This window comes from Streptomyces sp. NPDC058295, assembly GCF_042880655.1.
Classification (GTDB): Bacteria; Actinomycetota; Actinomycetes; order Streptomycetales; family Streptomycetaceae; genus Streptomyces; species Streptomyces coriariae.
In genome coordinates this window covers 28,026-54,973 of the sequence record NZ_JBHVYO010000011.1, presented here as the reverse complement: position 1 = coordinate 54,973, position 26,948 = coordinate 28,026, and the positions used below count along the sequence as shown (strand labels likewise).

The following is a 26,948-nucleotide window of genomic DNA, read 5'->3' as shown; positions in this document are numbered from 1 at the left end:
GCGTTGTTGCGATCGGGGGGAGAGGGACCTTGGAGTGGATGAAGTCGACGGCGCCGGTCCGGTCATTGGCCTGGCGGGGCGATGAGCTGGTCGATGCGGTGGGCGGCCGGGCGTGGAGCACCGATGGTGTGGAGCGCCGGACGGCCACCGATCACGGCCCCGGCTTCGACAGAAGTGTCGTCTCCCCCTCCGGCCGCTACAGCGTCGTCTATGCGGAACGGGGGACCGAAGCGCTGCTGCTGGAGGGCACGCACCCCCTCCGTGCGCTGACGCGCAGCCCGGAGCACGCCGAGGACTACGACTACCCCGTGGCCCTGGGGGTCCTGAGGGACGGCCGGGAGATCCTGGTCCACTGCCCGGAGGAGTACAACGTTCTCCAGATCGAGGACGCGGCGTCAGGGCAGCGGCTCACCACCGGCGCCCGCGAGGCGAAGGACGTGTTCCATTCCCGGCTGTCGGTGAGCGGGGACGGCCGGCACGTGCTGGTGGCCGGCTGGGTGTGGCATCCGTACGGAATCGTCGAGGTCTTCGATCTGGAGAGCGCCTTGGCGGACCCGGCCGTACTGGACGGGCGTGGGGTGTTGCCGACGCAGCCGGGGATCGACGCCGAGGTGGAGTCGGCCTGCTGGCTCGACGACGACCGACTGGCGGTGACGACCGGAGACGAACTCCTCGACGACGAGGGGATCGTCTCGCTCGGGCGCCATCAGATCGGGGTGTGGTCACTGTCCCAGCGCGCGTGGCTGCACCGGAGCTCTGCCGATTTCGAGGTAGGCACGCTGCTCGCGGGCGGTGGTCGCGGCGTCTCCTTGCACGGGCACCCTCGGCTGATCGACGTCACCACCGGTGAGGTACTGGCGGAGTGGCCCGAGGTGAAGGTGTCACGCCGTGTGGGTGCCTTTGGAGTCACCCACATACCGACACCGGTCGCGGTGCTGCGTCCCGACGGCACGCTCTTGGCGGTCGCCCAGGAGGAAGGCATCGCGCTCGTTCGGTTGCCCCAGGGCGCCGGCTCGGCAGACTTGCCTCCATGACAGCGCGATCCCTGAGCAAGGGTGCCAATCTGCCGGTCGACGTGCCGGACGTACGGGTCGAACTCAGCTGGGCCGAAGGGGCCGGTGGACCGGACATCGATGCCTCGGCGTTGCTGCTGGCGCAGGACGGACGGGTGCGTGACGACGGGGACTTCGTCTTCTACAACCAGCCGCTGCACGCGTCCGGCGCCGTGCGGCACGCCGGCAAGAGGAGCGAAGCCGGTGTCATGACCGACACCGTCCAGGTGGACCTCCGGTCCCTGGAGGCCGGCATCACGCGCGTGGTGTTGTGCGCGTCGGCCGACGGGGGCATGTTCGGCCAGGTGACCGGCCTGACGTTGAGGCTCTTCGGTGGTGACGGGCGCTCCGAAGTGGCCCGCTTCGAGATGCAGGCCGACACGGAGACGGCGTTCATCGCCGGTGAGCTGTACCTGCGCGAGGGGCGCTGGAAGTTCCGGGCGGTCGGGCAGGGGTACGCCTCCGGGCTCGCGGGGGTGGCCAGGGACTTCGGGATCACGGTCGACGACGAGCCGGAGCAGGCGGCCACCCCACCGCACCGCCCAACCCCTCCGTACCGCCCGGCGGCCACCCCACCTGCCGTCGCCCCACCCGCGGTCACCCCATGGACCATCACCCCACCCGCACCCACCCCACCGACAACCACCTCACCGTCGGGCCCCCGTCTGACCAAGGGGGAGGAACGGCTTCCCGTCGACATGCGCAAGCGGCTGTCGCTGCGCAAGGAGCAGGTCGCCGTCAGTCTGAGCAAGCGGGGGGCGGTGGGGATCAGCGCGCGGGTCGTGCTCGTCCTCGATGCCTCCGGGTCCATGGCGTTCCTGTACTCACGCGGTGTGGTGGCGGACGTCGTGGAGCGCATGGCCGCGGTGGCGGCAGAACTCGACGACGACGGCGAGATGCAGGCCTGGACCTTCGCCAGCGATGCCGCTCGCCTTCCCGACCTGCGGTTGGGTGAACTCCCCGAGTGGCTGCGGCTGCATGTGCGGGTGGGTGAGATCAGTCTGTTCCGGCGAGGCAAGAAGCCGCGCAAGGGGATGGAGCCGGGGCAGGTCGACATGCGCTCGGTCGGCATCCAGAACGAGGAACAGAAGGCGATCGCCCAGGTCAGGTCGTATGTCCGGGAGAATCCGGCGGCCGCCCCGACCTTGGTGCTGTTCTTCTCCGACGGAGGGGTCTACCGCGACGCGGCGATCGAGCGGGAGCTGCGTGCGGCGGTCGAGGAGCCGATCTTCTGGCAGTTCGTGGGGCTGGGCCGGTCCAACTACGGGGTCCTGGAGCGGTTCGACACACTGCCCGGACGCCGCGTCGACAACGTGGGCTTCTTCTCCGTGGACGACATCAGCACCCTCCCGGACCAGGAGCTCTACGACCGGCTGCTGTCCGAGTTCCCCAGTTGGATCGCCGCGGCCGGCCGGGCGGGCATTCTCTGACCGGATGCCGGATGCCGGATGCCGGATGCCGGATGCCGGAAGCCGGAAGCCGGAGGCCGGAAGCCGGAAGGCCGGGAAGCCCGGAAGCCCGGACGTACGACTCCGCGCTGCCACCCCTGTGACTTCGACCCGTACAGGGCAGCGCTGAGCACCGCAGGGCAGCACCGATCCGTAGGGTGGCTCTCCGTCAGAGCCGTCCGGCGCCCGGCGTACGGCTTGCGCTCCCCTCGGCGGGGTCGGCGGGGGCGCAAGCCGAGTGCCTATTCCGGGTGGTGCTCCGGGCCGCCGAAGTCCGGGCTGCTGTAGTCCGGGCTGCTGAAGCTCGGCCGCGGGCCGGTCGAGCGGCCGTCGTCGGGGCTGCTGAAGCCCGGGCGGTCATAGCCGATCTTCGGGAGGCGACCGGTCGGGGCCGGTGGCGCCGGGTCGGTGTGCAAAGCGGCCGCCGTGCCGGGATCGGCGAGGGCCTCCCGGAGGAACGGCAGGATGCCGCGTTCCAGCAGGGCATCTCGCCAGGCTTCCCGGGCCTGGTCGACCTCCTCGCTCAGTTCGCCGTACGGTCCGGCCTCCAGGGAGGGCCGGTTGCGCAGGGCGGTGAGCAGCAGCGCGACGGTGGCGACGAGGATCGCGGCCACGGCCACGGCCCCGAACGTCCAGCCGGCGGTGACCATGGTCCGGGCGAACGCCTGCTCGGGGTCCAGCGCCCTGAGGAGGTAGCCGACGAGCAGGAAGATCAACGCGGCGGTCCCGGCGAGGACGGGGGTGAGGACGGCGGCGACGGCGCCCGCCCCGGCGGCTTCGGCGGCCTGGACCGCCTCCCCCATGGTGGTGGCGAGCCCCACCGCGGCCGCGCCCGGCTCCGCGGAGCCGGTCTCGGACGGGGACGACGGGGTGGACGGCGCGGGGTGGCGCAGTTCCTCGCGGACCTTCACGTAGTGCTGGTACTCGGCCGCCGCGGCCACCGTGATGAGTGCGGAGGCGTTGAGCGCCATGGTGCGCAGTTGTTCGGGGTTGAGCCGCTGTCCGACTGCGGCCAGTTCCGGGTGGTATGGGGCGGAGCGCAGCGCCTCGTCGAGGATCCGCTCGTACTCTTGGCGGTCCTCGCTGTTCAGGTGCTGCGGAACGCTGTTCATCTGCATCCCCCGATGCTCCGTAGGGCTTGGGGCTCGCATGCCAACGAGCCGTCGGGCAGAAACGGAGGGGAGCCTGCTACGGATAACCCGATGGTAGAGCGGTGACGGCATGAGGTGACAGGGGGTTTGCCGAAATTGGCCCCTGGCCTGCGATGTCGCCGACGGGAACACAGTGGGGTACTTCTGCCCCGGGAACTGCCCCGGGAATACTCAGATTTCCAGGGGCAGTTGCTGGACCAGCAGTTTTCCGGCCATCGTCACGCCGCCGTCCATCGCGATGGCCAGCCCGTCCGCGTAGAGGTGCGGTCCCTCGACGTGCGGACCGCCGTTGTCCTCGCCGTCCTCGGAGCCGACTTCGCCCAGCAGGTAGGGAATCGGGCTGTGGCCGTGAACGATGCGGGTGCCGCCGTACGTATCGAGCAGGGAGCGTACGGCGTCGGCGCCGCCCTCGTCGCGGAAGGAGAAGCGCTTGGTGAACTTGCGGAACAGATCCCACACCTCGTCCGCGTCGTTGCGCGTGATCGTCTCGCGGACGGTGTCGTTGACCGCCTCGATCGAGTCCCCGTAGTCGAGGTAGGCGGTGGTGTCGGAGTGCACGAGCAGATGGCCGTCGACCTCCTCGACCGCGTCGAGGCGGGCCATCCACTGGAGGTGGTGATCCTGGAGACGGTCCATGTCGTACTTCTGGCCGCCGTTGAGCAGCCAGGCCGCCTGGAAGGTGGCGGTGCCCGCGCCGGAGTTGACGGGTGTGTCGCCGAAGCGCTTGGCGCCGAGCAGCAGCAGTTCGTGGTTGCCCATGAGGGCCTTGCAGTACCCGCCGGCCGCGGCGGCCTCGGCGGACAACCGCATGACGAGGTCGATGACGCCGATGCCGTCCGGGCCGCGGTCGGTGAAGTCACCGAGGAACCACAGCCGGGCGGTGCCCGCGCACCAGTTGGCTGCGGAGTCGACCAGGCCCTTCTCCTGAAGCGCGGCCACCAGTTCGTCGAGGTAGCCGTGGACGTCGCCGACGACGAACAGCGGTCCCGGGCCGGTCGCGGCCGGCGGGGCCTGGACGGCTGCCGGGTCCACGGTCACCTGGAGGGTGTCGCCGCGCCGGTTGATGACGGGCAGGTCGCGCTGGGTGGGCGTGTAGCCGTCCGGGTGCTCCAGCGGCTCTTCGAGAGGCGGCGCGGTGTTTCCCGGTTCCGTGCCGGGGTCGTACGGACCGGTCTCGTGGACGTACGCGGGCACCCGGAAGTCGCGCAACGTCGCCGTCCGCTCCACCTCGGGTCCCTGACCGGCCCCCTGAGTCATCAGACCCCTCCACCATCGCGCCGCATCTGCACCGTTCGGGCTGCCTGGTCGCAGCGGCCCGCGGTGCCGTGCGTCCATCATAGGAATGCGGATCGTGCCGTGTGATGACCCAGGGGTGGTGAATCGGAGCAAGGCTCCAGTTCATCGCGGCTTTCGCCCCGATTGGGCCGGGCTTCGGTAGTCCGCGCTCACCCGGCGCGCGCCTTGCCCGCACCCGCCCCCCACCCCTGCGGGCTGCTCCGTCGGACGGAGCGGGGGACGGCATCGGCCGCGCAAGGGTGATTTGGGCGGCCGGAGCGAGGTCGATGAGGCGGCTGTGACCGACGCGACGTCTGATGTCTCCAGCACCGCCGGAAATCGCCCGTACGTGCCTCCCGCCAACTTTCGTTGACGCGGCCCGCCCGGCCGCCCGGCCCGCCCCGCCCCTACAGCCCCGGATTGCCCGGCCCGCCCGCCTCGGCCGCCGCGAACGGACCTCACCCCCGCCCCCCGGCCGCCCCGGAACAGGCCGCCGCTCCCCACGAACCGCACCGTGGCGTCGGTGTCGGCTGTGGGGAGCGGCGGCGGGCTACTTCTCCTCCGGCGCCCGGGGTGGGCTGACCGTGGTCCGAGGGGGGCGTCGCTGCGAAGAGGTCCGTACGAACAGTTCGGTCGGTATGACCTGCTCGACCGGGCGGTCCGCCTCCTCGCCCTCGATCGCGTCGATGAGGAGTTGCACCACCGCCGTACCGATGCGGCGCGGCTTCAACGAGAGGGTCGTGACGGGCGGCTCGGTGTTGGCGTACACCGTGGACTCGCTGCAACACACGATCAGCAGGTCCTCGGGGACCCGCAGCCCGTAGCGGCGGGCCGCGGCGAGCAGATCGGTGCCGTTGGGGTCGAACAGGCCGTAGACGGCGTCGGGGCGGTCGGGGCGGGCCAGCAGCCGGTCGGCGGCCACGGCGCCCGCGCACGGGTCGTGCGCGGGGTAGGCCTCGTAGACCGGATCCTGACCGACCCGCTCGCACCACCGCAGGTAGGCGCTGGTCGACAGGTGGGTGTAGGTGTCCGTGGTGGTGCCGGTGAGGAGGCCGATGCGGCGGGCGCCGGCGTCGGCCAGGTGGTCGAGGATGTCGAGGACGGCGGCCTCGTGGTCGTTGTCCACCCACGCGGTGACCGGGAGCGTGCCGGCGGGGCGGCCGTCGGAGACGACCGGTAAGCCCTGCCTGACCAGCTCGCTGACCACCGGATCCTGGTCGGACGGGTCGATGACGACCGTGCCGTCCAGAGCCACGTTGGACCAGACGTCGTGGCGCGAGGTCGCGGGGAGGATGACGAGCGCGTAGCCGCGGGCGAGCGCGGCCGAGGTGGCGGCGCGCGCCATCTCCGCGAAGTAGGCGAACTCGGTGAAGGTGAAAGGTTCATCCCCGTAGGTCGTCACGGTCAGGCCGATCAGGCCGGACTTGCCGGTACGGAGGGTTCGGGCCGCCGCCGAAGGGCGGTAGCCGAGTCGGTCTGCGACCTCGCGGACATGGCGTCGGGTGGCATCCGGAAGCCTGCCCTTGCCGTTGAGGGCGTCGGAGACGGTCGTGATGGAGACTCCGGCGGCGGCGGCCACGTCCCTGATGCCCGCCCGGCCCGGCCGGCTGCCTCGGCGTGAGGTTTCCGCGCGGCTCACCTGGTGCTTCCCTGCTGCTGTCATGGCGAGCCGATAGTAGGGCTCATCCGGTGGGGTAGGGCGGACGCATATGCACGCATTGACAGGCACGTTTCTGCAAGGCTAAGTGGGGTCAAGTGCCTTGGAAACAATGGTAGTTGACTCCATCAATGCCAAGACGTGACGCGTCGGCACGGATGAGCCTGCCAACGCACCGATGTTTCGAAGAGGTCTCAACTCACCTGCACGAGGGATGCGCGCCACGGAGTGCACTACCGGCGCGTAGATATATGTGCAGCGCGCCCCCTGGCGCGTACGCCTTCGTGCGGCTTCGTCCTCAGAAGTCGCAGAGGTCCCTCCGTTTCGGGCGCCGGTCCCTGCTCGGCTGTACGCACCCGCGCCGAATCCTCATAAGGTGAGCAGTATTGAAGCCGGTGGTGGTCACGAGGAGGACTGCGGTGAGCGAGACGAGCCCCAAGCTGCGCGCCGAGCTGGAGGGGATCCCCACCTACAAGCCGGGCAAGCCGGCCGCGGGCGGTGGTCCGGTGGCCTACAAGCTGTCCTCCAACGAGAACCCCTATCCGCCGCTGCCGGGCGTGATGGAGTCGGTGACGGCGGCGGCCGCCTCCTTCAACCGTTACCCGGATCTGGCCTGCACGGTCCTGATCAACGAGCTGTCCGAGCGGTTCGGCGTCCCCACCTCTCACCTGGCAACCGGCACCGGTTCGGTCGGTGTCGCCCAGCAGCTGGTCCAGGCCACCTCGGGTCCCGGCGACGAGGTGATCTACGCCTGGCGGTCCTTCGAGGCCTACCCGATCATCACGCAGATCAGCGGCGCGACGGCGGTGCAGGTGCCGCTGACGCCGGGGGATGTGCACGACCTGGACGCGATGGCCGACGCGATCACCGAGCGGACCCGGCTGATCTTCGTCTGCAACCCCAACAACCCCACGGGCACCGTGGTGAAGCGGGCCGAGCTGGAACGGTTCCTCGACCGGGTGCCGCGTGATGTGCTGGTCGTGCTCGACGAGGCGTACCGGGAGTTCATCCGCGACCCCGAGGTGCCGGACGGCGTGGAGCTGTACCGGAAGCGGCCGAATGTCTGTGTCCTGCGGACCTTCTCCAAGGCCTACGGCCTGGCCGGCCTGCGCATCGGCTTTGCCATCGCGCACGAGCCGGTGGCGGAGGCCCTGCGCAAGACGGCGGTGCCGTTCGGTGTGAGCCAGCTCGCGCAGGAGGCCGCGATCGCCTCGCTGCGTGCCGAGGACGCGCTGCTCGGCCGGGTCGGTTCCCTGGTGTGCGAGCGCCTCCGGGTGGTCGAGGGGCTGCGCGCGCAGGGCTGGACGGTGCCCGAGACCCAGGCCAACTTCGTGTGGCTGCGGCTCGGCGAGCACACGGTCCCCTTCGCGGCCGCTTGTGAGCAGGCGGGCGTCGTGGTGCGGCCGTTCCCGGGCGAGGGAGTGCGGGTGACGATCGGGGAGAACGAGGCGAACGACATCTTCCTGAAGGTGACGGAAGGGTTCCGCAACGAGCTCTAGCGAGTCACTGCGCCGGTTTTGGCTGGTCAGCAGGGGTCACAGGGGGGTTTCCGCGAGTAGGCGGGGACCCCCCTTCGCCTATCGAAAATCGGTGAGTCATACTAGCTTGTGAATGTGAACGCTTTCACAAGCGTGATCCACGAGCGTGAGGTAAGGAGTGACGACGTGGACCTGGCTCTGGCGCCGGAGACCCTGGCGCGCTGGCAGTTCGGCATCACCACCGTCTACCACTTCCTCTTCGTCCCCCTGACGATCTCCCTCGCGGCCCTCACCGCCGGGCTGCAGACCGCCTGGGTGCGCACGGAGAACGAGAAGTACCTCAGGGCGACGAAGTTCTGGGGCAAGCTCTTCCTGATCAACATCGCGATGGGTGTCGTCACCGGCATCGTGCAGGAGTTCCAGTTCGGCATGAACTGGTCCGACTATTCGCGCTTCGTCGGAGACGTCTTCGGCGCCCCGCTGGCCTTCGAGGCCCTGATCGCCTTCTTCTTCGAGTCCACCTTCATCGGCCTGTGGATCTTCGGCTGGGACAAGCTGCCGAAGAAGATCCACCTGGCCTGCATCTGGATGGTCTCGATCGGCACGATCCTGTCGGCCTACTTCATCCTCGCGGCCAACTCGTGGATGCAGCACCCCGTCGGCTACCAGATCAACAAGGAGAAGGGGCGGGCCGAGCTCACCGACTTCTGGGCCGTGCTGACCCAGAACACCGCGCTCAGCCAGGTCTTCCACACCATGTCCGCGGCCTTCCTCACCGGTGGCGCCTTCATGGTCGGCATCGCCGCCTTCCACCTGTACCGCAAGAAGCACATCCCGGTGATGAAGACCTCGCTGCGGCTCGGTCTGGTCACGGTGGTCATCGCCGGTCTGCTCACCGCCATCAGCGGTGACACCCTCGGCAAGGTCATGTTCAAGCAGCAGCCGATGAAGATGGCCGCCGCCGAGGCCCTGTGGGACGGCGAGGCGCCCGCACCGTTCTCGGTCTTCGCCTACGGCGATGTCGAGAAGGGGCACAACAAGGTCGCCATAGAGATCCCGGGCCTGTTGTCCTTCCTCGCGAACGACGACTTCAGTTCGTACGTCCCCGGCATCAACGACGTGAACAAGGCCGAGCAGGAGAAGTACGGTCCAGGCGACTACCGGCCCAACATCCCCGTCGCCTACTGGGGCTTCCGCTGGATGATCGGCTTCGGCATGACGTCCTTCGCGCTCGGGCTGGCGGGACTCTGGCTCACCCGCAAGAAGTTCCTGCTGCCACAGCACCTGAGGGTCGGCGAGGACGAGGTGCCGCATGTGGTGCTGTTCAGGAACAAGGCGCTCAGTCCGAAGCTCACCAAGCTCTACTGGCTGGCGGCGATCTGGACGCTGGGCTTCCCGCTGATCGCCAACTCCTGGGGCTGGATCTTCACCGAGATGGGCCGCCAGCCCTGGGTCGTCTACGGCGTCCTCCAGACCCGTGACGCGGTCTCCCCCGGGGTCTCCCAGGGCGAGGTCCTCACGTCCATGATCGTCTTCACGGCGCTCTACGCGATCCTTGCCGTCATCGAGGTCAAGCTGCTGGTGAAGTACGTGAAGGCCGGCCCGCCCGAGCTCACCGAGGCCGACCTCAACCCGCCCACGAAGATCGGCGGCGACTCCCGTGACGCCGACAAGCCGATGGCCTTCTCCTACTAGGCCGAGGGAGCTGCACAGTCATGGAACTGCACGACGTCTGGTTCATCCTGATCGCCGTCCTGTGGACCGGCTACTTCTTCCTGGAGGGCTTCGACTTCGGGGTCGGCATCCTCACCAAGCTGCTCGCCCGCGACCGGCCCGAGCGGCGGGTGCTCATCAACACCATCGGGCCCGTCTGGGACGGCAACGAGGTGTGGCTGCTCACGGCGGGCGGCGCGACCTTCGCCGCCTTCCCCGAGTGGTACGCCACGCTCTTCTCCGGCTTCTACCTGCCCCTGCTGCTCATCCTGGTCTGTCTGATCGTGCGGGGTGTCGCCTTCGAGTACCGGGCGAAGCGGGCCGAGGAGAACTGGCAGCGCAACTGGGAGACCGCGATCTTCTGGACCTCGCTCCTTCCCGCGTTCCTGTGGGGTGTCGCCTTCGGCAACATCGTGGGGGGTGTCAAGATCGACCAGGACTTCGAGTACGTGGGCAACCTTTGGGACCTGCTCAACCCGCACGCGCTGCTGGGCGGTCTGGTGACCCTGACGCTGTTCACCTTCCACGGTGCGGTGTTCACGGCGCTCAAGACCGTCGGCGAGATCCGGGAACGGGCGCGGAAGCTGGCGCTGAAGGTGGGGCTCGCCACCGCCGTGTTCGCTTCGATCTTCCTGCTGTGGACGCAGATCGACAGTGGTGACGCCAAGAGTCTGGTCGCCCTGGTCGTGGCGGTCGGAGCCCTGGTCGCGGCGCTTGTGGCGAACCAGGCGGGACGCGAGGGCTGGTCGTTCGCGTTCTCAGGCGTCACCATCGTGGCGGCCGTTGCGATGCTCTTCCTGACGCTCTTCCCGAACGTCATGCCGTCGACGCTCGACGAGAACTGGAGCCTCACGGTGACCAACGCCTCGTCGAGCCCGTACACCTTGAAGATCATGACCTGGTGCGCGGGGATCGCCACACCGATCGTGCTGCTCTACCAGGGCTGGACGTATTGGGTGTTCCGTAAGCGGATCGGTACGCAGCACATCGCCGAGGCCGCGCACTGAGTCTGATGTGGGGTGTGTTTCACGTGAAACACACCCCATGAGGAGAAGGCGTGTTTCACGTGGAACACGCTTTTTGAGAAGAGGGTGTTTCACGTGAAACCGATCGACCCGCGCCTCCTCCGGTACGCCCGCGCCACCCGCCTCTTCCTGGTGGCGGTCGTCGGTCTGGGTGCCGTCGGAGCGGTCCTGGTCATCGCGCAGGCGATGCTCATCGCCGAGGTCGTGGTGGGGGCCTTCCAGCACGGTCAGTCCCTCGCCGAACTGCGCACCCCCCTGCTGCTGTTGGTGGCCGTGGCGGTCGGCCGGGCGCTGGTGGCCTGGCTCACCGAACTCGCCGCCCACCGTGCGAGTGCCGCCGTGAAGTCGGAGCTGCGGGGTCGGCTCCTGGAGCGGGCGACCGCGTTGGGGCCGAACTGGCTCAGCGGCCGGCGTACCGGTTCGCTGGTCGCCCTCGCCACGCGGGGCGTGGACGCCCTCGACGACTATTTCTCCCGCTATCTGCCGCAGCTGGGGCTGGCGGTGGTCGTACCGGTCGCGGTGCTCGCCCGGATCGTGACCGAGGACTGGGTGTCCGCCGCGATCATCGTCGGCACCCTGCCCCTGGTCCCGGTCTTCATGGTGCTGATCGGCTGGGCCACACAGTCGCGGATGGACCGTCAGTGGCGGCTGCTGTCCCGGCTGTCCGGCCACTTCCTGGACGTTGTCGCCGGGCTGCCCACGCTCAAGGTGTTCGGGCGGGCCAAGGCGCAGGCCGAGTCGATCCGGCGCATCACCGGCGAGTACCGGCAGGCGACCATGCGGACGCTGCGGATCGCCTTCATCTCGTCGTTCGCCCTGGAGCTGCTGGCGACGCTCTCGGTCGCTCTGGTGGCCGTGACGATCGGCATGCGGCTCGTGCACGGCGAGATGGACCTGTACATCGTCCTGGTGATCCTCGTGCTCGCGCCGGAGGCGTATCTCCCGCTGCGTCAGGTCGGGGCGCAGTACCACGCGGCCGCCGAGGGGCTGGCTGCCGCCGAGGAGATCTTCGAGGTGCTGGAGACGCCGGCACCGGCGTCGGGCACGGTCGCGGTGGCCGAGGGAGGGGTGGCCTTCGAAGGCGTGACCGTCCGCTACCCAGGGCGCTCCGCCGACGCCGTCACGGACGTGTCGTTCACCGTCGAACCCGGGGAGACGGTCGCACTGGTCGGACCGAGCGGTGCGGGCAAGTCGACCCTGCTGAACGCGCTGCTGGGGTTCGTCCGGCCGGCCGCGGGCCGGGTGCTGGCCGGGGGAGTCGACCTCGCGACGGCCGACCTGGAGCAGTGGCGCTCTCGGATCGCGTGGGTGCCGCAGCGCCCGCACCTCTACGCCGGGACGATCGACGAGAACGTGCGGCTGGCGCGTCCCGACGCGGACGACGAGGCCGTACACCGGGCGCTGGCGGACGCGGGGGCGCTGGCGTTCGTCGAGGCGCTGCCCGCCGGGGCCGACACGGTGCTCGGCGAGGACGGAGCCGGGCTGTCCGCCGGGCAACGGCAGCGCCTGGCGTTGGCCAGGGCGTTCCTCGCGGACCGGCCCGTGCTGCTGCTGGACGAGCCGACGGCCGCGCTCGACGGGGAGACCGAGGCGGAGGTGGTGGCGGCCGTGCGGCGCCTCGCGGCCGGTCGGACCGTCCTGCTGGTCGTGCACCGGCCGGCTCTGCTGGCGGTGGCGGACCGTGTGGTGCGGCTGGCCGAGGCCGAGGCGCCCGTGCCCGTGGAGGCCGCGCCCAAGAACGCTCCCGCCCCGTCGGAAGAGGCGGCCGCTCTGCCCGTCGGCGGTGAGTCCGCGACGGGGCTCGTCGTGACCGGCGGGGGCGTCCTCGCGCGGGTCCGCGCCATGGCCGGCGCCCGACGCGGCCGGCTCGCCCTCGCGCTGCTGCTCGGCAGCCTCGCCCTCGGCAGTGCCGTGGGCCTCATGGCCACCTCCGGATGGCTCATCTCGCGGGCCTCGCAGCAGCCACCGGTGCTCTACCTGATGGTGGCCGTGACGGCGACCCGTGCCTTCGGCATCGGGCGGGCGGTGTTCCGGTACGCGGAGCGGCTCGTGTCGCACGACGCCGTGCTGCGGATGCTGGCCGACACCCGGGTCGCCGTCTGGCGCCGGCTGGAGCGGCTGGCGCCCGCGGGGCTGCGCTCGACCCGGCGGGGCGACCTGCTGACGCGGCTCGTCGCCGATGTGGACGCCCTCCAGGACTACTGGCTGCGCTGGCTGCTGCCCGCCGGTTCCGCCGTGCTCGTCTCGGCCGGGTCCGTCGCCTTCACGGCGTGGCTGCTGCCGGAGGCCGGGGCGGTGCTCGCCGCCGGGCTGCTGACGGCCGGAATCGGCGTTCCCGTGATCACCGGTGCCGTGGCGCGTCGGGCCGAGCGGCGGCTCGCCCCCGCCCGAGGGGTGCTCGCCACCCACACGGCCGACCTGCTCACCGGCACCGCCGAGCTGACCGTCGCGGGAGCGTTGCCCGTCCGTACCGCGGGGGTGCGCGCGGCCGACTCCGTGCTCACCCGGATCGCCTCGCGCGCGGCGACCGCCACCGCCCTCGGCGACGGACTGACCGCGCTCGTCTCCGGGCTGACCGTCACGGCCGCCGCCCTGGTGGGTGCGCAAGCCGTCGCCGACGGACGGCTGAGCGGCGTGACCATGGCCGTGGTCGTCCTCACCCCGTTGGCCGCCTTCGAAGCCGTCCTGGGGCTGCCCCTGGCCGTGCAGTACCGCCAACGGGTGCGCAGGAGCGCCGAGCGGGTGTACGAGGTCCTGGACTCCCCCGAGCCCGTGCGCGAGCCGGAGAGTCCCCGTCAGGCACCCGCGTCGCCCTTCCCGCTGGTCCTGCGAGGGCTGGCCGCCCGGCATGCCGGGCAGGGTCGGGACGCGATCGCCGAGGTCGACCTCACCCTGACGCAGGGACACCGGATCGCCGTCGTCGGGCCCTCCGGCTCCGGCAAGACCACGCTCGCGCAGGTGCTGCTGCGGTTCCTGGACGCCGACGCGGGCTCGTACACGCTCGGCGGGGTGGACGCGCAGGCCCTGGACGGCGACGACGTACGCCGGCTCGTCGGGCTGTGCGCGCAGGACGCGCACCTCTTCGACAGTTCGGTCCGCGAGAACCTCTTGCTCGCGAAGAAGGCGGCGGACGAGGAGGAACTGCGGGACGCGCTGGCGCGGGCCCGGCTGCTGGAGTGGGCCGACGGTCTGCCCGACGGGCTCGACACGCTCGTGGGCGAGCACGGCGCCCGGCTCTCCGGCGGGCAGCGGCAGCGGCTCGCGCTGGCCCGGGCGCTGCTCGCCGACTTCCCGGTCCTGGTGCTCGACGAGCCGGCCGAGCATCTGGACCTGCCGACCGCCGACGCGCTCACCCAGGACCTGCTGGCGGCCACCGAGGGTCGTACGACCCTGCTCATCACCCACCGGCTGGCCGGTCTCGAGGCGGTCGACGAGGTGATCGTGCTGGACGAGGGACGGGTGGTGCAGCGGGGTTCCTACGCGGCACTGGCGGCGGTGGAGGGACCGTTGCGGAGGATGGCCGAACGGGAGGAAGCCACGGAGCTGTTGGTGGCGGCGCGTTGACTGGCCGAGTCCAGCCCGGCTTTCCATGACAAACAGGGCTTATGAGGCTCAGGTCATGTCCATGGATCCGCTCCCCACGCCCCTGCCGGAACCGTGTTCCACCCTGGAGCGGATCTGTGAGACCGCGGTGTAGTCGACCCGGGCCCGCCATGCGCTGATCGGGGTCGTCGGCTAGGGCCGCGACGGTCCGACCGACGTCGTCTTCCACGGTGTCGACGAGGCGACCGCCCGCCGTATCGGCCGACTGCCGGACGGGCACAGGGGGTTGCGCCTGCCGATCCGGGTCCACGGGGAGGTCTTCGGCACCCTCTGTCTGGCGGAGAAGCGGGACGGGCGGCCGTTCGACGATCAGCGGCTCTCCGGGAGGCCCTCTCCAACACCTTCCGGCACGCGGGTGCCTCCCGTGTCGACGTCGTCGTCGACGCGACGGCGCCCCTCCCCGACGGCCGGCCGGGTGTGCGGCTGACCGTCGCCGACGACGGTGTGGGCATCCCCGAGGGCGGCGGCCCAGCGGTCTGCGGAACCTGCGGCGGGGTGCCGAGGCGCTGGGCGGCGACAGCGCGCACGGCCCGGGCATCGGGGCGGACGGCGCCGGTACGACGGTGGTGTGGCAGGCGCCGTACTGAGCCATCAGGGGCGGGGCGTCCCCCAGGCGTACGACTTGAACAGGACCGGGGCCCGGTAGCCGGGTCACGATCGCTGATATGCGCTCACCTCGCGGTCGTGTCCTGCTCGTTCCGGTTCTGCTGTGTGTGTCCGGGCTGCTCGCGACCTGGCCCACGGCCGCCGAGGGGGAGCCCGGCGACGGCTCGGACTCCCGGATCAGTGCGCAGGTGGCGCGGCTCTACGAGGAAGCGGCGGTGGCGACCCAGCGGTACGAGACGGGGCGACGCGAGGCGGAGAAGCAGCGGGGGCAGGCCCGGCGTGCGGAGGAACTCCTCACACGTGAGCGGCAGGAGATCACCGTGCTGCGCGAGGACCTGGGCCGTATCGCCCGCGCCCAGTACCGCGGCGGTGGTGGTCTGCCGGTCGTCGCGCAGCTGGTGCTGGCGGGCAGCCCCGACAAGCTGATGCGCGGCCAGCACGTCTTCTCGCAGGCGAACCTCGCCGTCGACAACGCGATCGGCAAGAACCGGCGGGCGGAGGCACGGCTGGCCGCCGACGAGGCGAAGGCCGTCGAAGCCTGGCAGGCCGTGGAGCGGCGTGCCCGGGAACTCGCGCGGCTGAAGAAGGACATCGACGACAAGCTCGAACAGGCACGATGGCAGTTGCAGGGCCGGGCGGACGCCTCGGTGGCGGCGGGCTCCTGCCGCGGCGCGGTGCGTCTGGACCAGCCGCCGACGCACTTCGTGGGCGACTGGGTCACACCGGTCGAGACGTACGCCCTGTCCGCGTCGTACGGCAGCGGTGGCACGCGCTGGGCGAACCGGCACACCGGGCAGGATTTCGCGGTGCCGATCGGGACACCGGTACGGGCGGTCGGTGCGGGACGCGTGGTGCGGGTCTCGTGCGGGGGCGCGTTCGGGATCGAGGTCGTGGTGCAGCATTCCGACGGCTACTACACGCAGTACGCGCACCTTGCCGCCGTCACCGTCGACCAGGGCGACACAGTGACCACCGGGCAGTGGATCGGTCAGTCGGGCACCTCGGGCAACTCGACCGGCCCGCACCTGCACTTCGAGGTGCGGGTCACGCCCGACGCGGGCTCGGCGCTCGACCCGGTGCCCTGGCTGGCGGCACGCGGAGCGCCCGTCGGCTGAGGCTCTCCCCGCGCACCCGACCTGATCGGGCACAGGATGTCGGGTCCGGCCGGGTGGCCGCCGCCTAGCGTGGTGAGCGCAACAGCGGAAGGAGGCCGGAGTGCTGGAGCGGCTCAACCAGGCCATGGAGTACGTCGAGGACCACCTCGACGAGCCGATCGACGTGTCGGCGCTGGCGCACGGCGCTGCCACCTCGGAGTACCACCTGCGCCGGATGTTCTCCGCGCTCGCCGGTATGCCTCTGTCGGAGTACATCCGGCGCAGGCGGCTGACCGTCGCGGGCGCCGAGGTGCTCGCCGGCGGGGACTCACTGCTGGAGATCGCGGTGCGCTACGGCTACGGCTCGGGTGAGGCGTTCGCCCGGGCGTTCCGTGGCGTGCACGGTGTCGGGCCGGGCGAGGCACGCCGTACCGGCGCCGCGCTCGTCTCCCAGCCCCGGCTGGCCTTCCGCCTCACCGTCGAAGGGAGCAGCAGCATGCGCTATCGCGTAGTGGACCGGCCGGCGTTCACCGTCGCCGGCCTGAAGGCCCGGGTGCCCTTGGTGCACACGGGGCCGAACCAGGCGATCATCGACTTCGTCCGCGGGATCGACCCGCAGGTCCTGGAAGGCCTGGAGAAGCTGTCGGACCAGGAGCCCCAGGGCATCGTCGCGGTCTGCGACGACCTGGATCCGAGCCGGGCCGAGGGCACCGAACTCGACTACTACCAAGGGGTGATCACGTCCGCGGCCGCTCCCGAGGGCACGACCGCCCTGGCCGTGCCGGCCGGCTCCTGGGCCGTCTTCACCACGTCCGGGCCGGCCCCGCAGGCCATCCAGGAGCTGTGGCGGGACGTGTTCACGCAGTGGTTCCCGTCCAACCCGTACCGCAGCCGTCCCGGCCCGGAGATCCTGCGCACCCGGCTGTCACCGGACGGGACCGAGGCCGACGCCGAACTGTGGCTGCCGGTGGAGCGGGAGAAGAGCTGACGTCCCTCGGGGGAGCTACGCCCGCTCGGCGATCAGCTGCTCGATGACGACGGCGACCCCGTCCTCGTTGTTGGCGACGGTCTGTCCGGAGGCGGCCGCGAGCACGTCCGGGTGCGCGTTGCCCATCGCGTACGACCGGCCGGCCCAGGTGAGCATCTCGACGTCGTTCGGCATGTCGCCGAACGCGACGACCTCCTCGTGGGAGATTCCGCGTTCCGCGCAGCACAGGGCGAGCGTGCTGGCCTTGGAGACATCGGGGCCGCTGATCTCCAGCAGGGCGCTGGGGCTGGAGCGGGTGACGTTGGCGCGGTCGCCGATGGCCAGCCGGGCGAGGGTGAGGAAGGCGTCGGGGTCGATCGTGGGATGGAACGCGAGGATCTTCAGCACCGGCTCGCCGGCCCCGGGGGCGTCCGGCGCGAGCAGTCGCTCGGCCGACGCGAGGGTGTCGGGTATCTCCATGTGCATCTTGGGATACTCCGGCTCCTGGTAGAAGCCGTACGTCTGCTCGATGGCGTACAGGGTGCCGGGCGCAGCGTCCCGCAGCAGCCGTACGGCGTCCAGCGCGTTCTCCCGCGCCAGCTCGCGCACCTTCACGAACCGGTGGGCGCCGGGGCCGCCGTGCAGATCGACCACGGCGGCGCCGTTGCCGCAGATCGCCAGGCCGTGCCCGTGGACGTGCTCGCTGACGACGTCCATCCAGCGGGCCGGGCGGCCGGTGACGAAGAAGACCTCGATGCCGGCCTCCTCGGCGGCGGCGAGGGCGGCGACCGTGCGCGGGGACACCGACTTGTCGTCGCGCAGCAGAGTGCCGTCGAGATCGGTGGCGATCAACCGGGGCGGGAGGGTGGCGGCCGGGGTCTCGGGCTGTCGAGTCGCTGAGGTCACCGGGCCATTCTCGCGCATATGCCCGCACGGTCGGGCGCGAGCCCGCACACATGAGACACCGCCGGCACACGGGACGGCCTGATGCCGAGGTCAGCGCAGTTGCGCCGGGGCCTCCATGGCGATCTGCTCGAAGACCTTCTCGTCCGCGGCGAAGACGGAGTCGGCGATGGGCCAGTGGACCACGATCTCCGTGAAGCCGAGCTCCCGGTGCCGGCCCGCGAAGTCGACGAAGGCGTCCAGGGACTCCAGCGGACGCCCGCGGTCCGGGGTGAACCCGGTGAGCAGGATCTTGTCCAGCTCCTGTGTGTCCCGCCCGATCTCCGCGCAGGTGTCGGTGAGCTTGTCCACCTGGCCGCGAATGGCCTGAACCGACTGCTCGGGGGTGCCGCTCTCGTAGAGCTTGGGGTCGCCCGTGGTCACCCAGGCCTGTCCGTACCGCGCGGCGAGCCGCAGCCCGCGGGGGCCGGTCGCGGCGACCGCGAAGGGCAGCCGGGGGCGCTGGACGCAGCCGGGGATGTTCCGTGCCTCGTGCGCCGAGTAGTGGTCGCCCTCGTACGACACGGAGTCCTCGGTGAGCAACCGGTCCAGCAGCGGCACGAACTCGGCGAGGCGGTCGGCCCGCTCACGCGGGGTCCACGGTTCCTGGCCGAGGGCGGTGGCGTCGAAGCCGGTGCCACCCGCGCCGATCCCCAGGGTCACCCGGCCGGCGGAGACATCGTCCAGGGAGATCAGTTCCTTGGCGAGGGTCACCGGGTGCCGGAAGTTCGGCGAGGTCACCAGCGTGCCCAGACGCAGGCGGTCGGTGACGGCCGCCGCGGCGGTCAGCGTCGGGATCGCGCCGAACCACGGCCCGTCACGGAAGGTGCGCCAGGACAGGTGGTCGTAGGTGTACGCGGTGTGGAAGCCGAGCTGCTCGGCCCGTGTCCACGTGGAACGGCCTCCCTCGTGCCAACGCAGGTGCGGGAGGATCACGGTGCTCAGACGCAGACTCATGTCATCGAGCGTATGCGGACGAGCGTGTTTCACGTGAAACAGTCACCGTACGCGTCCGCCCAGCCACGGGCTGAGGCCGACCAGGATGAACTCCTTGTGCACGCGGTCGTGCGGCAGCGGCACCATCAGGAAGTGGGCGGGCGGAAAGCGCCGGATCTTCACCCAGGCGTGGCCGTCGTAGAGGGCGCGGAGAAAGGCGGGGACGTCGTCGCGGTCGACGTCGGGGCACTCCACTCCGTCGACGGTGATCAGGGCGTCGTCGTCGGGGTAGAGGCGCACGCTCACGCTCGGACGGCCGCCGAGCTCGACGTAGGCCTCGTGCGGCAGCGAGCCGTCCGGGTCGGTGGTGACGCCGACGCCGGCGGAGGTGCGGCGGGAGGTCTGGTCGGCGCCGATGTCGTGGGTGACCTTGATCTCGAGCGCGTACTGGGCGGCGATCGACCGAAGGGCGGTGACGGCGGCCTCAGTGGTGGGGAGGTGGTCCATACCTGTGATCATGCCGAAAGAAGACAGGGCGCGGCAGCCGAAGCCGCGCCTCAGTGCCGCTCGGGAAAGCGCAGGTACCGCGGGGGCACGGCCTTCGTCAGCCACACCCCGTTCGCGCTGACGTGGAAGACATGGCCGTCGCGGTGCATGGCTCCCGCGTCGACGGCGAGGACCACGGGGCGGCCCCGGCGCGCTCCGACCCGGGTCGCGGTCTCCCGGTCGGCCGAGAGGTGCACGTCGTGCCGGTTCATGGGCCGCAGCCCCTCGGCGCGGATCGCGTCCAGGGAGCCGGCCACGGTCCCGTGGTAGAGGTACGACGGCGGGGTCGCCGGGGGCAGTCCGAGGTCGACCTCGACGCTGTGGCCCTGGCTGGCGCGGATCCGGGTGCCGTCGATCGCGAAACGCTTCTTGTCGTTGGCTGCGACGACGTGGTCCAACTCGTCCCGGGTGAAGCGGAAGCCGTGCGCGGCGCAGGCCGCGATCAGTTCGTCGATCTCCACCCAGCCGGCCTCGTCGAGCGTGAGGCCGATCCGCTCGGGCTGGTGTCGCAGGTGCTTCGAGAGGTACTTCGACACCTTCACGGTGCGTCTCTCGTCCCGGTCCATTTCGTTCATCCGCTCAGCATGACGTGAGAGACGCAGATCACGCACTTTGTTTTGGGCCGCAGGTTTGGTCCACAGCCAACTGTAGTTATCCACAGGCAAGTTGGTGATTCTGTGGACAACGAGCCGCCGTTTCACCCCTCTTCATCAAGATCACCTGACGACGCATGACTTGAGACGAGACGGTCCAAGGCGCGTGCACGCAGCTCCCGTTCGGCCGCCAGCGCGAGAAAGCCCGCGGCATGCTCCGGGCCAACCAGCGCCTCCACGGCCCGCATTGTCTCCACCGGAACCGAGACCGTCCGTGTCCCCGACAGGGACGGCGGGGGGTCGTCCGCCCCGAGGTGTCGACGCAGGTGACGGCCGGCGAACAGGCGCATGGCCCGAGCGAGTTCGGCATCCACGGTCTGCCGGGCGAGCGGTCGCAGCCGTCGGACGAGCGAGGCCGCCTCGGCCGCGTCGGCATCGGTCGGACGGTGCGGTCCGTCGAGGTAGCGCGCGAAGACGTGCTCGGTGGTGAACTCAAGGAAACGGGCCGCGATCTGCTCGACCTGGCCCCGCAACTCCCGCAGCTGGGAGGTGATCGCGCCCAGCGGAACCCCGGCGGCGTGCAACTCCACCGCCACCGCCAGCTCTTGGGGACTGGGCACGAGGAAGGTGTCCCCGTCACCGGGGACGGGTTCCAGCACGCCGAGTGCCACGGCGTCGGCGATCGCCCTGTCGTCGGTGGTGCCCCCGAAGCGGGCGGCCAGGTCGGAGCGGGAGACGCGGGAGGGCTCCTCGTCCGTCCACGGGCCGTCCACCTCGGCGACCAGCCCCAGGACACCGCCCAGGCCAAGGCCGGTGTCGTGGGCGTCCAGGAGTTCCTTGATGGAGGCGAGGGTGTAGCCGCGGTCCAGGAGGTCGGCGATCTGATGGAGCCGGGTGCGATGGGCGTCGGAGTAGTGGTTGGCCCGCCCCTGACGCTCGGGGCGGGGGAGCAGACCACGGTCCTGGTAGGCGCGGATGGTGCGGACGGTGGCGCCGGTGAGATGCGCCAGCGTCTCTATGCGGTACGGCGGCCCGGCGAGCCGGTCGGTGGTCAAGGCGTCTTTCCTCGCACGGTCGTTGCCATGACGCATGCCGAGTCCGCCGCCGGGCGCCGCGGGGCCGAGCGGCGGCTCACAGCGGCGGTCCCACCCGCGCCAGCGCCCGCAACGCCCTGGGCAGGAAACGCGACAGCGCATACGAGCCCCGCGCCTCCGGAGTGACCGGAACCATCGCCTTGTTGAGCACGACCGCCCGCAGAACGGCGTCCGCTACCTTCTCCGGCGGGTAGTTCCGCAGCCCGTACACGCGCGTGGAGCGTTTCTGGCGGCGCCGCTCCTCCTGCGCGTCCACTCCCACGAAGGTCGCCGTGGCGGTGATGTTGGTGTTCACCAGGCCGGGGCATATCGCCGTGACGCCGATGCCCTGGTCGGCCAGTTCCGCGCGCAGGCACTCGCTCAGCATCAGGACCGCCGCCTTGGAGGTGCTGTAGGCGGGCAGCGCCTTGGACGGCTGATAGGCGGCCGCCGAGGCGGTGTTGACGATGTGGCCGCCCTGCCCGCGCTCGGCCATCTGCCGGCCGAAGAGACGGCAACCGTGGATGACTCCCCACAGGTTGACGTCCAGGACCCTGCGCCAGTCCTCGGGTGTCGTGTCGAAGAACGAGCCCGACAGTCCGATGCCCGCGTTGTTCACCAGCACGTCCACCACACCGTGTTCCGTGTGGACCTTCGCCGCGAGTTTCTCCATCGCCTGCTCGTCGGAGACGTCCACCGCCTCCGCCCAGGCCTCGGGCGCGCCGACCAGGAGCGACATCTCGGCGGTGCGGGCCGCGCTCTCGGCGTCCCGGTCGACGGCGATCACCCGGGCGCCCGCCTCGGCGAACGCGAACGCCGTGGCCCGTCCGATGCCGCTGCCCGCACCGGTGACCAGCACCAGCTGACCCCCGAAGCGCTCGGCGTACCGGCCGGTGGCGGCCTTGCGCACCGGCCCGCCCAGGCCGTCCCCGCGGGCCTCTCCCGCCGCCTCGGCCTCCCGCTCCCTCTCGACCGACCGGACGAAGTCGTCGATCCAGGAGGCGAGCCGGTCGGGCCGGGTGCGCGGGATCCAGTGCCCGGCCGGGAGGGTGCGCCGGGTCAACCGCGGGACCCAGTCCTCCAGTTCGTCGTACAGCCGCTCCGACAGGAACCGGTCCCCCGAAGGCGTGATGAGCTGCACGGGCGCGTGGGCGTACGCGTCCGTACGCGGGTGGCGCAGGCGGGGCCGTACGTTGTCCCGGTACAGCCAGGCTCCGTGCGCCGCGTCCGACGCCAGCGACGGCGTCGGGTAGTCGCCGGCGGGAACCTTCTCGATCCGCCGCAGGATGCCGGGCCAGCGCCTGCCGAGCGGTCCGCGCCAGGCCAGTTCGGGCAGGACGGGGGTGTGCAGCAGGTACACGTACCAGGACTTGGCGCCCTGGCCGAGGAGTTGACCGATCCGGCGCGGAGTCGGCCTGGTCAGCCGCTTGTTGATCCAGTGGCCGAAGTGGTCGAGGGACGGCCCCGACATCGAGGTGAAGGAGGCGATGCGGCCCCTGGTGCGCTCGACGGTCACGAACTCCCAGGACTGCACCGAGCCCCAGTCGTGCCCGACGAGGTGCACCGGCCGGTCCGGGCTGACCGCGTCCACGACCGCCAGGAAGTCGTCCGTGAGCTTCTCCAGGGTGAACCCGCCCCGCAGCGGCTTCGGCACGCCGGAACGGCCGTGCCCGCGGACGTCGTACAGCACCACATGGAACCCGTGGTGGTCGACCAGCCGGGACGCGACCTCGGACCACACCTCCTTGCTGTCCGGATAGCCGTGCACCAGGACGACCGTCGGCCGCTCCGGGTCGCCCAGCTCGGCCACGCACAGCTCGATCCCGCCGGTCCGCACCCGCCGCTCACGCGCGCCCTCTGGCAACGTCACTTCCCCTCCGCCTTCCCTGCCGTGTCCGCTGTCGCTCCCGTGCCCGCCCAGCCCCGGACATGCGGCAGATCGTCGTCGAGCCAGAACGCGCTCTCTTCGGGATCCGCGGAGTCGGTGACCACGAGGATCTCCTCGAACTTCGCGCCCGTGCCCCGGAACCCGAGATGGGGTTCGACCGCCCACAGGCCCGGCTGCGGCGGATGGTCGGAGAAGCGGTACGGCGACCACAGCGGCGACCAGCCCTCCCGATGACCGCGCAGCGCGTCGGACACCAGACCCTTGAGGGACTGCGTGCCGAACCCGAACAGCCGGGGCGAGAAGCGGCGCTCCCTGACCCGGTCCACCTTGTGCGCGATCACGCCGAAGGGATACGCGCGGTGCCGGTTGTCGTAGCCCTGGCGGACCATGAGGCGGTCCACGTCGGCGTAGATCTCGCGCAGCGAACGCCGCTCGCGCACCTCGCGCAGGATCAGCTCCCGGTGTGCCGCGAGGTCGGCCATCAGTTTCTCCTGCACGGGATGGGCGCCGAGCGCGCCCGAGTACCCGATGTCCGCCGTGTACCCCTGGTACACCGGTGCCAGGTCGAGGATGAACGGCATCCCCGGCTCCAGCCGGCGGTCGGTGGGGAAGAACTGCAACGGGACGCGGAAGCCGGTGAACGCCGTGCGGTCCCCGAACCAGGCGAACGGCAGGTGGAACCAGTCGCGCACGCCCCGCTCGCGCAGCCACTCCCGCTGCGTCCGCGCCGCCTCGCGCTCCGTCACACCCGGTCGCAGTCCGGCGGCCACGGCCTGCGCGCAGTCGTACGCCAGCCGCTGCACCCGTCTGAATCCCCGCAGCTCGGCGGAGAGTTCGCGTGTCCCTGCCGTCGGTGCCGTCGTCATGCCACCCCGTCCCAGCCAGTCCTCGTCGACTGCGCTACGTGTCCGTAACTTGACATCGCCGAATGTGACAGTTGTTAGAGGCCGCGTCAATAGGAGGGTTCGGGCCTGTGGACAACCTGCCGTCGCCGCCCCCGTAGCTCTCAGGCACTGCATCCCCTACGGACCCGTACATCTGAGGTCTGATGCGAAGACGGCTCTGAGGTCTGACGATTTTCGTGGCGTGCGTCACTAATTTCGATGACGTGACTGTGATCGCGACCGAAAGCCTGAGCAAGCGGTTCCCCCGGGTGACCGCTCTTGACCGGCTCTCTGTGGACGTCGGGCCCGGTGTGACCGGCCTCGTCGGAGCCAACGGGGCCGGCAAGTCCACATTGATCAAGATCCTTCTGGGTCTGTCGCCCGCCACGGAGGGCCGAGCCGAGGTGCTCGGCCTCGACGTCGCGAGCAAGGGCGCCGACATCCGCGAGCGGGTCGGCTACATGCCGGAGCACGACTGCCTGCCGCCCGACGTCTCGGCCACCGAGTTCGTCGTGCACATGGCCCGTATGTCCGGCCTGCCGCCCACCGCCGCACGGGAGCGCACCGCGGACACCCTGCGACATGTCGGCCTGTACGAGGAGCGCTACCGCCCCATCGGCGGCTACTCCACCGGCATGAAGCAGCGCGTGAAGCTCGCCCAGGCCCTCGTCCACGACCCCCAGCTGGTCTTCCTGGACGAACCGACCAACGGCCTCGACCCGGTCGGCCGTGACGAGATGCTGGGCCTGATCCGCCGTATCCACACCGACTTCGGCATCTCGGTCCTGGTCACCTCCCACCTGCTGGGCGAACTGGAGCGCACCTGCGACCACGTCGTGGTCGTCGACGGCGGCAAGCTCCTGCGCTCCAGCTCCACCACCGACTTCACCCAGACCACGACCACCCTCGCGATCGAGGTCACCGACACCGACGACCACCCGGACGGCACCCGCGCGGTCCGCGAAGCGCTCCACGCGCGCGGGGTCGACGTCCTGGACGGCAACAGCGGCCTGCCGGGCGCCGGCCACGTCCTGCTGCTGACCGCGCAGGGCGAGGAAACCTACGACGTCGTCCGGGACGTGGTCGCCGACCTCGGCCTCGGCCTCGTGCGCATGGAACAGCGCAGGCACCACATCTCCGAGGTCTTCACGGACAGCGACGCCACCAACGACCAGCAGCGGAAGGAGGCCGTCGGCCATGGCAGTTGAGCACCCGGTCACCGCCCCCTCGGGTGACCAGACCCGCATCCACAACATCGGCTACCGCAGCTACGACGGCCCCCGGCTGGGCCGCGCCTACGCCCGCCGCTCCCTCTACTCGCAGTCCCTGCGCGGCGCCTACGGCCTCGGCCGCTCGGTGAAGTCCAAGGTGCTGCCGATGCTGCTCTTCGTGGTGATGTGCGTACCCGCGGCCATCATGGTCGCCGTCGCGGTCGCCACCAAGGCCGACGAACTTCCGGTGGACTACACGCGGTACGCGATCATCATGCAGGCCGTCATCAGCCTGTACGTCGCCTCGCAGGCGCCCCAGTCCGTCTCGCGCGACCTCCGCTTCAAGACCGTGCCGCTGTACTTCTCGCGGCCCATCGAGACCGCGGACTACGTACGCGCCAAGTTCGCGGCGCTGGCCTCGGCGCTCTTCGTCCTCACCGCCGCCCCGCTGCTGGTGCTGTACATCGGCGCGCTGCTGGCCAAGCTGGACTTCGCCGACCAGACCAAGGGATTCGCTCAAGGACTCGTCTCCGTGGCCCTGCTCTCGCTGCTCTTCGCCGGTCTCGGCCTGGTCATCGCCTCGGTGACCCCGCGGCGCGGCTTCGGCATCGCCGCCGTCATCGCCGTCCTGACCATCTCCTACGGCGCCGTCTCCACGCTCCAGGCCATCGCCGAAGCGCAGAACAGCACCGGCTCCATCCCCTGGATCGGCCTCTTCTCGCCGGTCACCCTCATCGACGGCGTGCAGTCCGCGTTCCTGGGCGCCACCTCCGCCTTCCCGGGCGGGATCGGCCCCTCCAACGGGGAGGGCGTCGTCTACGTCCTCGCCGTCCTCGGCCTCATCGCCGCGAGCTACGGCCTCCTGATGCGCCGCTACCGAAGGGTCGGACTGTGACCACGCTCAGCATCGACCACGTCTCCCGCTGGTTCGGCAACGTGGTCGCCGTCAACGACATCACCATGACCATCGGCCCCGGCGTCACCGGCCTGCTCGGCCCCAACGGCGCCGGAAAGTCCACCCTCATCAACATGATGGGCGGCTTCCTGGCCCCCTCCACCGGCACGGTCACCCTCGACGGCCGGCCGGTCTGGCGCAACGAGGCGATCTACCAGCACATCGGCATCGTCCCCGAGCGCGAGGCGATGTACGACTTCCTCACCGGCCGCGAATTCGTCGTCGCCAACGCCGAGTTGCACGGCCTGGGTGCCAAGGCCGCGCAGAAGGCACTGGCCACGGTCGAGATGGAGTACGCGCAGGACCGCAAGATCTCCACGTACTCCAAGGGCATGCGCCAGCGCGTCAAGATGGCGTCCGCCCTGGTCCACGACCCGTCGCTGCTGCTGCTCGACGAGCCCTTCAACGGCATGGACCCGCGCCAGCGCATGCAGCTCATGGACCTGCTGCGGCGGATGGGCGACGAGGGCCGCACCGTGCTGTTCTCCTCGCACATCCTCGAAGAGGTCGAGCAACTCGCCTGGCACATCGAGGTCGTCGTCGCGGGCCGGCACGCGGCCAGCGGCGACTTCCGCAGGATCCGCCGTCTGATGACCGACCGCCCGCACCGCTACCTGGTGCGTTCGAGCGACGACCGCGCACTCGCGGCCGCGCTGATCGCCGACCCGTCGACGTCCGGCATCGAAGTCGACCTCGCCGAGGGCGCGTTGCGTATCCAGGCCGTCGACTTCGGCCGCTTCACCGCGCTGCTGCCGAGGGTCGCCAGGGACCACGGCATCCGGCTGCTGACGGTCTCGCCGTCCGACGAGTCCCTCGAGTCCGTGTTCTCTTACCTGGTCGCGGCGTAGGAG

Annotated in this window: 21 protein-coding genes and 1 pseudogene; 12 read left to right on the top strand and 10 right to left on the bottom strand. The window is 70.7% G+C overall.

Annotated elements, in window-relative coordinates; translation table 11 throughout:
- The first annotated feature begins 38 nt into the window (after positions 1-38).
- A complete protein-coding gene (locus ACFVYS_RS14085) occupies positions 39-1,034 on the top strand; it encodes a hypothetical protein (protein ID WP_389501885.1) in 996 nt (331 codons plus the stop codon).
- Positions 1,031-2,482 carry a VWA domain-containing protein gene (locus tag ACFVYS_RS14080; protein WP_389501883.1) on the top strand — a complete coding sequence of 484 codons (1,452 nt, stop codon included), beginning with the start codon at positions 1,031-1,033 and terminating at the stop codon, positions 2,480-2,482. The genes ACFVYS_RS14085 and ACFVYS_RS14080 overlap by 4 nt, the downstream gene beginning before the upstream one ends.
- 260 nt (positions 2,483-2,742) lie before the next feature.
- Here ACFVYS_RS14080 and ACFVYS_RS14075 read toward each other — a convergent pair whose 3' ends face one another.
- The 3 genes from ACFVYS_RS14075 to ACFVYS_RS14065 form a co-directional block, all read right to left on the bottom strand.
- Positions 2,743-3,618, bottom strand: coding sequence for a hypothetical protein (locus ACFVYS_RS14075; RefSeq protein ID WP_389501881.1), 876 nt, complete (start codon positions 3,616-3,618; stop codon positions 2,743-2,745).
- A gap of 204 nt (positions 3,619-3,822) precedes the next feature.
- Entirely contained in the window at positions 3,823-4,908 is a 1,086-nt protein-coding gene (locus ACFVYS_RS14070; protein WP_389501879.1) for a metallophosphoesterase, read from the bottom strand.
- 568 nt (positions 4,909-5,476) lie between these two features.
- Positions 5,477-6,589 carry a LacI family DNA-binding transcriptional regulator gene (locus tag ACFVYS_RS14065; protein WP_078616089.1) on the bottom strand — a complete coding sequence of 371 codons (1,113 nt, stop codon included), beginning with the start codon at positions 6,587-6,589 and terminating at the stop codon, positions 5,477-5,479.
- A gap of 413 nt (positions 6,590-7,002) precedes the next feature.
- On the opposite strand from ACFVYS_RS14065, the gene hisC reads away from it, so the two are divergent.
- The 7 genes and pseudogenes from hisC (at position 7,003) to ACFVYS_RS14030 (ending at position 17,090) form a co-directional block, all read left to right on the top strand.
- The gene (gene hisC / locus ACFVYS_RS14060) at positions 7,003-8,082 is read left to right on the top strand and encodes a histidinol-phosphate transaminase (RefSeq protein ID WP_389501877.1); all 1,080 of its coding nucleotides are present in this window, start codon (positions 7,003-7,005) and stop codon (positions 8,080-8,082) included.
- 165 nt (positions 8,083-8,247) lie between these two features.
- Complete coding sequence (locus ACFVYS_RS14055; RefSeq protein WP_389501875.1) at positions 8,248-9,756, top strand: cytochrome ubiquinol oxidase subunit I; 1,509 nt, start codon at positions 8,248-8,250, stop codon at positions 9,754-9,756.
- Positions 9,757-9,776: 20 nt separating this feature from the next.
- The gene (gene cydB, locus ACFVYS_RS14050; protein WP_389501873.1) at positions 9,777-10,781 is read left to right on the top strand and encodes a cytochrome d ubiquinol oxidase subunit II; all 1,005 of its coding nucleotides are present in this window, start codon (positions 9,777-9,779) and stop codon (positions 10,779-10,781) included.
- A gap of 93 nt (positions 10,782-10,874) precedes the next feature.
- Complete coding sequence (gene cydD / locus ACFVYS_RS14045; protein WP_389501871.1) at positions 10,875-14,363, top strand: thiol reductant ABC exporter subunit CydD; 3,489 nt, start codon at positions 10,875-10,877, stop codon at positions 14,361-14,363.
- A 351-nt stretch (positions 14,364-14,714) separates the two neighbouring features.
- Positions 14,715-14,989 (top strand): annotated as a pseudogene (locus tag ACFVYS_RS14040) (ATP-binding protein); the annotation flags it as partial.
- A 78-nt stretch (positions 14,990-15,067) separates the two neighbouring features.
- Complete coding sequence (locus ACFVYS_RS14035) at positions 15,068-16,123, top strand: peptidoglycan DD-metalloendopeptidase family protein (protein ID WP_389501869.1); 1,056 nt, start codon at positions 15,068-15,070, stop codon at positions 16,121-16,123.
- Between the two features lie 100 nt (positions 16,124-16,223).
- Positions 16,224-17,090, top strand: coding sequence for an effector binding domain-containing protein (locus ACFVYS_RS14030; protein WP_389501867.1), 867 nt, complete (start codon positions 16,224-16,226; stop codon positions 17,088-17,090).
- A gap of 15 nt (positions 17,091-17,105) precedes the next feature.
- On the opposite strand, the gene ACFVYS_RS14025 is transcribed toward ACFVYS_RS14030, so the two are convergent.
- From ACFVYS_RS14025 to ACFVYS_RS13995, 7 genes are all read right to left on the bottom strand, one after another.
- Positions 17,106-17,993, bottom strand: coding sequence for an HAD hydrolase family protein (locus ACFVYS_RS14025; protein WP_389501865.1), 888 nt, complete (start codon positions 17,991-17,993; stop codon positions 17,106-17,108).
- Positions 17,994-18,065: 72 nt separating this feature from the next.
- Positions 18,066-18,968 (bottom strand): LLM class flavin-dependent oxidoreductase, encoded by a 903-nt coding sequence (locus ACFVYS_RS14020; RefSeq protein WP_389501863.1) that lies wholly within the window; start codon positions 18,966-18,968, stop codon positions 18,066-18,068.
- Positions 18,969-19,010: 42 nt separating this feature from the next.
- The gene (locus ACFVYS_RS14015) at positions 19,011-19,454 is read right to left on the bottom strand and encodes a hypothetical protein (protein WP_389501861.1); all 444 of its coding nucleotides are present in this window, start codon (positions 19,452-19,454) and stop codon (positions 19,011-19,013) included.
- A gap of 50 nt (positions 19,455-19,504) precedes the next feature.
- Positions 19,505-20,068, bottom strand: a complete 564-nt coding sequence (locus ACFVYS_RS14010) for an RNA 2'-phosphotransferase (RefSeq protein ID WP_389501859.1) — start codon at positions 20,066-20,068, stop codon at positions 19,505-19,507.
- Between the two features lie 122 nt (positions 20,069-20,190).
- Positions 20,191-21,141, bottom strand: coding sequence for a MerR family transcriptional regulator (locus ACFVYS_RS14005; RefSeq protein ID WP_389501857.1), 951 nt, complete (start codon positions 21,139-21,141; stop codon positions 20,191-20,193).
- A 76-nt stretch (positions 21,142-21,217) separates the two neighbouring features.
- Positions 21,218-23,029: an SDR family oxidoreductase gene (locus tag ACFVYS_RS14000; protein WP_389501855.1), complete on the bottom strand. Its 1,812-nt coding sequence runs from the start codon at positions 23,027-23,029 to the stop codon at positions 21,218-21,220.
- Positions 23,026-23,913, bottom strand: coding sequence for a M24 family metallopeptidase (locus ACFVYS_RS13995; protein ID WP_389501853.1), 888 nt, complete (start codon positions 23,911-23,913; stop codon positions 23,026-23,028). Before ACFVYS_RS13995 ends, ACFVYS_RS14000 begins: the two co-directional genes overlap by 4 nt.
- 248 nt (positions 23,914-24,161) lie before the next feature.
- Between ACFVYS_RS13995 and ACFVYS_RS13990 the strand changes: the two genes are divergently transcribed.
- Genes ACFVYS_RS13990 through ACFVYS_RS13980 form a run of 3 tightly spaced genes read left to right on the top strand, consistent with a single transcriptional unit; the run spans position 24,162 to position 26,945 of the window.
- Entirely contained in the window at positions 24,162-25,139 is a 978-nt protein-coding gene (locus ACFVYS_RS13990) for an ABC transporter ATP-binding protein (RefSeq protein ID WP_389502131.1), read from the top strand.
- Positions 25,129-26,037, top strand: a complete 909-nt coding sequence (locus tag ACFVYS_RS13985) for an ABC transporter permease (RefSeq protein ID WP_389501851.1) — start codon at positions 25,129-25,131, stop codon at positions 26,035-26,037. Before ACFVYS_RS13990 ends, ACFVYS_RS13985 begins: the two co-directional genes overlap by 11 nt.
- Positions 26,034-26,945, top strand: a complete 912-nt coding sequence (locus ACFVYS_RS13980; RefSeq protein WP_171398211.1) for an ABC transporter ATP-binding protein — start codon at positions 26,034-26,036, stop codon at positions 26,943-26,945. The genes ACFVYS_RS13985 and ACFVYS_RS13980 overlap by 4 nt, the downstream gene beginning before the upstream one ends.
- Positions 26,946-26,948 lie beyond the last annotated feature (3 nt).

Excerpts from the sequence above, each read along its gene's own strand:
- ACFVYS_RS14085 (WP_389501885.1), top strand. The coding sequence starts at position 39 with ATGAAGTCGACGGCGCCGGTCCGGTCATTGGCCTGGCGGGGCGATGAG.
- ACFVYS_RS14080 (WP_389501883.1), top strand. The coding sequence starts at position 1,031 with ATGACAGCGCGATCCCTGAGCAAGGGTGCCAATCTGCCGGTCGACGTG.
- ACFVYS_RS14075 (WP_389501881.1), bottom strand. The coding sequence starts at position 3,618 with ATGCAGATGAACAGCGTTCCGCAGCACCTGAACAGCGAGGACCGCCAA.
- ACFVYS_RS14070 (WP_389501879.1), bottom strand. The coding sequence starts at position 4,908 with ATGACTCAGGGGGCCGGTCAGGGACCCGAGGTGGAGCGGACGGCGACG.
- ACFVYS_RS14065 (WP_078616089.1), bottom strand. The coding sequence starts at position 6,589 with ATGACAGCAGCAGGGAAGCACCAGGTGAGCCGCGCGGAAACCTCACGC.
- cydB (WP_389501873.1), top strand. The coding sequence starts at position 9,777 with ATGGAACTGCACGACGTCTGGTTCATCCTGATCGCCGTCCTGTGGACC.
- ACFVYS_RS14035 (WP_389501869.1), top strand. The coding sequence starts at position 15,068 with ATGCGCTCACCTCGCGGTCGTGTCCTGCTCGTTCCGGTTCTGCTGTGT.
- ACFVYS_RS14025 (WP_389501865.1), bottom strand. The coding sequence starts at position 17,993 with ATGCGCGAGAATGGCCCGGTGACCTCAGCGACTCGACAGCCCGAGACC.
- ACFVYS_RS14020 (WP_389501863.1), bottom strand. The coding sequence starts at position 18,968 with ATGAGTCTGCGTCTGAGCACCGTGATCCTCCCGCACCTGCGTTGGCAC.
- ACFVYS_RS14015 (WP_389501861.1), bottom strand. The coding sequence starts at position 19,454 with ATGGACCACCTCCCCACCACTGAGGCCGCCGTCACCGCCCTTCGGTCG.
- ACFVYS_RS14010 (WP_389501859.1), bottom strand. The coding sequence starts at position 20,068 with ATGAACGAAATGGACCGGGACGAGAGACGCACCGTGAAGGTGTCGAAG.
- ACFVYS_RS13995 (WP_389501853.1), bottom strand. The coding sequence starts at position 23,913 with ATGACGACGGCACCGACGGCAGGGACACGCGAACTCTCCGCCGAGCTG.
- ACFVYS_RS13985 (WP_389501851.1), top strand. The coding sequence starts at position 25,129 with ATGGCAGTTGAGCACCCGGTCACCGCCCCCTCGGGTGACCAGACCCGC.